At 28.9% G+C, this 754-nt stretch carries 1 protein-coding gene; it reads left to right on the forward strand.

Annotated elements, in window-relative coordinates; all coding sequences use genetic code 11:
- Window positions 1-111 precede the first annotated feature (111 nt).
- A complete protein-coding gene (locus J3U35_RS06515) occupies window positions 112-573 on the forward strand; it encodes a hypothetical protein (protein ID WP_267352433.1) in 462 nt (153 codons plus the stop codon).
- Window positions 574-754: the final 181 nt, after the last annotated feature.

The raw sequence follows: 754 nt of genomic DNA on the forward strand, positions 1-754 counted from the left end.
AGATAATAAAAACTTATTTTGTAGGAAAGATTAGACTACGCCGTCATTTAATTAACTATTCAAAAAGCTTAAGAGAAAAATATTTATCTGAATTACAAAAGGAGTTCAATCTTGAAGATAAAGACTTGTATTAACATCAATGTATCGCTTATAAGACAAGTGGAGAAGGTAAAAATCTTTATCTTCCTGCTGATCATTGGAATGTTGCCCCCAATTGTTACAAATGCTATTAACCGTGATGATATTAAAGTATTGACGATAAAAAAGACATTAGAGATAAATGATAATGGCTACATTAAGGATCTATGTGATAAGTGGCAATTAAATAAAAAAGATATTGTGCATTTTTTTTCTACAGCAGAAAAATCAATTAATTCTGCTCAAATAAATTCTTTTGATGTTTACTCTTGCAAAATCAAAGGTAACTTATTGATTAATGGAGTTAATAAGCAATATGATATTGATTTAGGTGGCTTAGCTTTCATTTATGGAAAAAATACAGAACAATTAATTTTTGGTTGTTCTAAAGGCGAGTGTTTAAAATATGTTCACCACGAGCCTTATGTTGAATAAAAAAATAACATTTATATTTTTATTAAAAGGAATAAATCTATAGATGATATTCCTCATTTTGAAAATATTTTAAGGGAATATAGCAAAAAAACCACCTTAACAACGGCACTGGGACGGCTATTAGTTCATTATCAAAGTGAATGGTATGAAGAGCTGAATGCAGAAGGAAAGCGACCGGAAT

This window comes from Gilliamella sp. B2717, from assembly GCF_026536675.1.
Taxonomy (GTDB): Bacteria; Pseudomonadota; Gammaproteobacteria; order Enterobacterales; family Orbaceae; genus Gilliamella; species Gilliamella apicola_I.